The following is a 3,800-nucleotide window of genomic DNA, read 5'->3' as shown; positions in this document are numbered from 1 at the left end:
ACCGGCCGGCCCCCTTCTTTGATTCGGCCGAAAAACTGGCCCGTAAGGAAAACATGCCCCTGTACTTTATCGGCATCAGGCGCCTGAGCAGGGGGCGGTACGAGATATGGGCCGAAGAGCTTGGACGCCCCCCCTATGCAGAGATTTCCGAGGGGGTGCTTACCGAGCGCTACATCCGGGCGCTGGAGCAGAGCATTCGCCAGCAGCCCGAGGGCTACCTGTGGTCGCACAAGCGCTGGAAGCATCAACCGCCCGTACAGGCAGCGCAGCCCTCTGGGGCAGACTAGGCCAGGTAAGGGTCCAGATCGCCGGCGCCCTGGCGCAGAATCTCAAACTCATCTCCGGTACAATCCACAATGGTAGAAGGAGTGATCTTGCCAATTCCGCTATCGATCACTATGTCTACCAGGTTGCGGAATTTTTCATAGATGATTTCCGGATCGGTGCTGTACTCCAGGATCTCATCGTCGTCATGGATGGAAGTGGTGATGATGGGGCGCCCGAGTTGCTCGACCAGCAGGCGCGGGATGTTGTGGTCGGGCACCCGTATGCCCACTGTTTTCTTCTTGGCATGTATGATCTTGGGCACTTTGCTGCTGGCTTCCAGGATAAAGGTAAAGGGGCCGGGCAGGGCTTTCTTCATCACCTTGAAAACAGGAGTGCTCAGGCTCTTGACGTATTCAGAAATATGGCTGATATCCTGACACACAAAGGAAAGCATGGTTTTATCCACATGCACCCCCTTGATCTGGCATACCCGTTCTACGGCCCGCTGATTAAAAATATCGCAGCCAATGCCATAGATGGTATCGGTGGGATAAATAATTACCCCACCTTTTTCCAATACTTCCACAACTTTGGCAATTTTGCGTGGCTCAGGGTTATCAGGATGAATTTTGAGAAGTTCTGCTGCCATACAATCGGAAATTTTTACGTTTAGGTATAAAAGTGGCTGTGTTTTTACAAGTTACATCAAAATACCCATTGTAACAGTCCCGCAGCCGGATAGGTATAGCAGAGTAACCCTGCAGCCTAAGCCGATTGTTTACAAAAGCCGTTAAAAAGGAATGCCGCAGAAGCACCCCACGACCCAACAAAGATATGTTCAAGAATAAAAAGATATTGTTAGCCGGGCTGATCATCTTCTCGGTGCTGCTTACCTCCTTCACCTTCTATGCCTGGCAGGTGCTCTTTACACCCAACCTGCAGGTAGAGCGGGAGCCTGTTTCCTTTATCATCCGCCCCGGCGAAGGCTTTAAAAGTGTACAGAACCGTCTCTACGACGAGGGCATTGTGCAGGAGGCAGTCAGCTTTGGCTTTCTGGCCCGGCTGATGAACTATGATGAGCAGGTGCGCCCCGGCCACTACATCATTGAAAAGAACATGAACAACCTGCAGGCGGTGCGCATGCTGCGCTCGGGTGCCCAAACCCCCATCCGCATCACCTTTAATAACCTGCGCACCCGCCAGGACCTGGCCGAGCGCCTGGGCGACAAGCTTATGTTCAGCCGGCAGGAAATGGACTCCCTGCTCAGCAGCCAGGCCGTAGCCCGGGCGTATGGCTTTGATACGGCCACTTTTATCAGCATGTTCCTGCCCAATACCTATGAGTTTTACTGGACCACCTCGGCCCGGGATTTTATGGATCGGATGAAAAAGGAGTACGATGATTTCTGGACCGAAGAGCGTCTGCAGAAAGCCGAGCAGCTGGGCCTTACCCCTGCCGAAGTGGCTACGCTGGCCTCCATCGTACGGGCCGAAACCAACAAAGCCGATGAAATGCCCCGTGTAGCCGGCGTGTACCTGAACCGCCTCAACATCAACATGCCCCTGCAGGCCGACCCTACCCTGGTCTTTGCCCTGGGGGATTTCTCCATTAAACGCATTCTGGCCAAGGACAAGGCGATCGACTCTCCTTACAACACGTATATGTACCGTGGCCTGCCCCCCGGCCCCATCAACATGCCCACCATTACGGCCCTGGATGCCGTGCTGAATGCCGAAAAGCACAAGTACTTCTACTTTGTGGCCAGGGAAGATTTCTCGGGCTACCACACCTTTTCGGTCAACTACGATGAGCACATGAAAAACGCCCGTAAGTACCAGCGGGCCCTGCAGAAGCGCGGTATTTTACGCTAACTATTGCGCGCTGCGGATTTCCTCCCCATCTTTAATGCCCATTTGGGGAAGAAAGTTGATATGTATATAGCCGAAACAACCCTCAGGGTTCGCTATGCCGAGACGGACCAGATGGGCTATGTCTATTATGGGAATTACGCCTCCTTTTATGAAATAGGCCGCACCGAAGCCCTGCGCAGCCTGGGCTTCAGCTACCGGCAGATGGAGGAGGAAATGGGGGTGATGATGCCCGTGCTGGACCTGCACGTACAGTTTAAGGCCCCGGCCTATTACGACGATGAGCTGCGGGTGGAAGTACGCATCCCGGAGCTGCCCCAAACCCGCATGCGGTTCGACTACCGGCTTTATAATACCGGCGGCAAGCTGATCAATGAGGGCAGCACCACGCTGGTGTTTGTAAACAAGGCGAGCGGCCGTCCCTGCCGGGCTCCCGAAGCGCTGCGAACCGTACTGGAACCCTACTATACCTAATGCGATGGAACGGGTACGCCACCATATCAAAAACTCCAGGCGCCTGCGCAGGATCAAGCATTTTCTGATCAGCATCCGCATCCGCAACCGGCAGGTGTCGCTCTTTCGGCTGCTGGCCATTTTGTGGATAAGCTGGGCGCGGCCGATGTGTTTGAGCGGGCCTATGGGGTGGCGTTTAACCTAACCCTTTCCATCTTTCCGGCCATTATTTTCTCTTTGCCCTGCTGGCCTACCTGCCCATTGTGGACAATGATCAGGCCATGGCCTTTCTGCAAAGTGTGCTGCCCTACTCGCTCTACCAGATGGCCGACAGCACCATTTCCGACATTTTGAGCCGGCCCCGGGGCGGACTGCTTTCCTTTGGTGTGGTGTTTGCGCTCTTTCTGGCCACCAGCGGCATGGTTTCCCTGATGAATGCCTTCAACCGCATTCATTACACCATTGAAAAGCGCCCCTATTACAAAGCCCGGGGCATTGCCACCTTTCTTACGCTCATTCTGGCCTTTGTGCTGGTGCTGGCCATAGCCCTGCTGGTAGTAGGCCAGCTGTTCATCAACTGGGTACAGCATCAGAACGAGATGCTGGAGCAAAGCCTGTTCTACCTCATTATTGTGCTGCGTTTTCTGATCATGTTCCTGTTCTTTCTGCTGGCCATTTCTTCCATCTACTACCTGGGGCCCTCTATCAAGCAGCGCTGGAGCTTTATCTCCCCGGGCTCGGTGCTGGCCACCTGTTTTTGCCTGGCAGCCTCCTTTGGCTTTTCGGCTTACATCTCCAATTTTGGTTTGTACAACAAGTTATATGGGTCCATTGGCGCCCTCATTGCGCTGATGTTGTGGATTTACATGATCTCGGTGATCATCCTGATCGGTTATACGCTGAACGCCAGCATTGATGTGGCCCTGGACCGCAAGGGGGTTAAAACTGCTCAGCCGGCCAAGATGAAGGTTGAGCGGGTGGAGATGGGGCATGCGCAGGACTCCTGAACCTACCAAGTCGGCCAGTTTTCCGACAATCGCCGGGGGCCGATCCGGATCCTGACGATCATCCGAATTTTTTTCCCAGAAACCATTTGCGAAAATCCCCGGATGCGCTACCTTTGCATCCGCTACAGAGGAGTGGCAGAGCGGTCGAATGCGGCGGTCTTGAAAACCGTTGAGCCTTTGCGGGCTCCGGGGGTTCGAATCCCT

5 protein-coding genes and 1 pseudogene are annotated in these 3,800 nt (G+C 54.3%); 5 read left to right on the top strand and 1 reads right to left on the bottom strand.

The window, feature by feature from the left end; translation table 11 throughout:
* Window positions 1-287 (top strand): annotated as a pseudogene (locus tag ADICEAN_RS20470) (hypothetical protein); the annotation flags it as partial.
* On the opposite strand, the gene ADICEAN_RS20465 reads toward ADICEAN_RS20470, so the two are convergent.
* Window positions 284-916, bottom strand: coding sequence for an L-threonylcarbamoyladenylate synthase (locus tag ADICEAN_RS20465; RefSeq protein ID WP_009197586.1), 633 nt, complete (start codon window positions 914-916; stop codon window positions 284-286). The pseudogene ADICEAN_RS20470 and the gene ADICEAN_RS20465 sit on opposite strands and share 4 nt — an antisense overlap.
* Window positions 917-1,101: 185 nt before the next feature.
* On the opposite strand from ADICEAN_RS20465, the gene mltG reads away from it, so the two are divergent.
* Genes mltG through ADICEAN_RS20445 form a run of 4 tightly spaced genes read left to right on the top strand, consistent with a single transcriptional unit; the run spans window position 1,102 to window position 3,596 of the window.
* On the top strand, window positions 1,102-2,139 hold the full coding sequence (gene mltG, locus ADICEAN_RS20460) for an endolytic transglycosylase MltG (protein ID WP_009197585.1): 1,038 nt from the start codon (window positions 1,102-1,104) through the stop codon (window positions 2,137-2,139).
* 60 nt (window positions 2,140-2,199) lie between these two features.
* Window positions 2,200-2,610, top strand: a complete 411-nt coding sequence (locus tag ADICEAN_RS20455; protein WP_009197584.1) for an acyl-CoA thioesterase — start codon at window positions 2,200-2,202, stop codon at window positions 2,608-2,610.
* A gap of 4 nt (window positions 2,611-2,614) precedes the next feature.
* Window positions 2,615-2,794, top strand: coding sequence for a hypothetical protein (locus tag ADICEAN_RS20450; RefSeq protein ID WP_009197583.1), 180 nt, complete (start codon window positions 2,615-2,617; stop codon window positions 2,792-2,794).
* Between the two features lie 58 nt (window positions 2,795-2,852).
* Window positions 2,853-3,596: a YihY/virulence factor BrkB family protein gene (locus ADICEAN_RS20445; RefSeq protein WP_009197582.1), complete on the top strand. Its 744-nt coding sequence runs from the start codon at window positions 2,853-2,855 to the stop codon at window positions 3,594-3,596.
* The last annotated feature ends 204 nt before the right edge of the window (window positions 3,597-3,800 follow it).

Origin of the sequence: Cesiribacter andamanensis AMV16 (assembly GCF_000348925.1) — a bacterium.
In the GTDB taxonomy this organism is placed as follows: Bacteria; Bacteroidota; Bacteroidia; order Cytophagales; family Cyclobacteriaceae; genus Cesiribacter; species Cesiribacter andamanensis.
Note: the sequence above shows the minus strand (reverse complement) of the source record. Positions and strands in the feature narration are given on the sequence as shown.

Bases quoted from the DNA above. Each gene is read 5' to 3' on its own strand.
- ADICEAN_RS20465 (WP_009197586.1), bottom strand. From the start codon at position 916: ATGGCAGCAGAACTTCTCAAAATTCATCCTGATAACCCTGAGCCACGC.
- mltG (WP_009197585.1), top strand. From the start codon at position 1,102: ATGTTCAAGAATAAAAAGATATTGTTAGCCGGGCTGATCATCTTCTCG.
- ADICEAN_RS20455 (WP_009197584.1), top strand. From the start codon at position 2,200: ATGTATATAGCCGAAACAACCCTCAGGGTTCGCTATGCCGAGACGGAC.
- ADICEAN_RS20450 (WP_009197583.1), top strand. From the start codon at position 2,615: ATGGAACGGGTACGCCACCATATCAAAAACTCCAGGCGCCTGCGCAGG.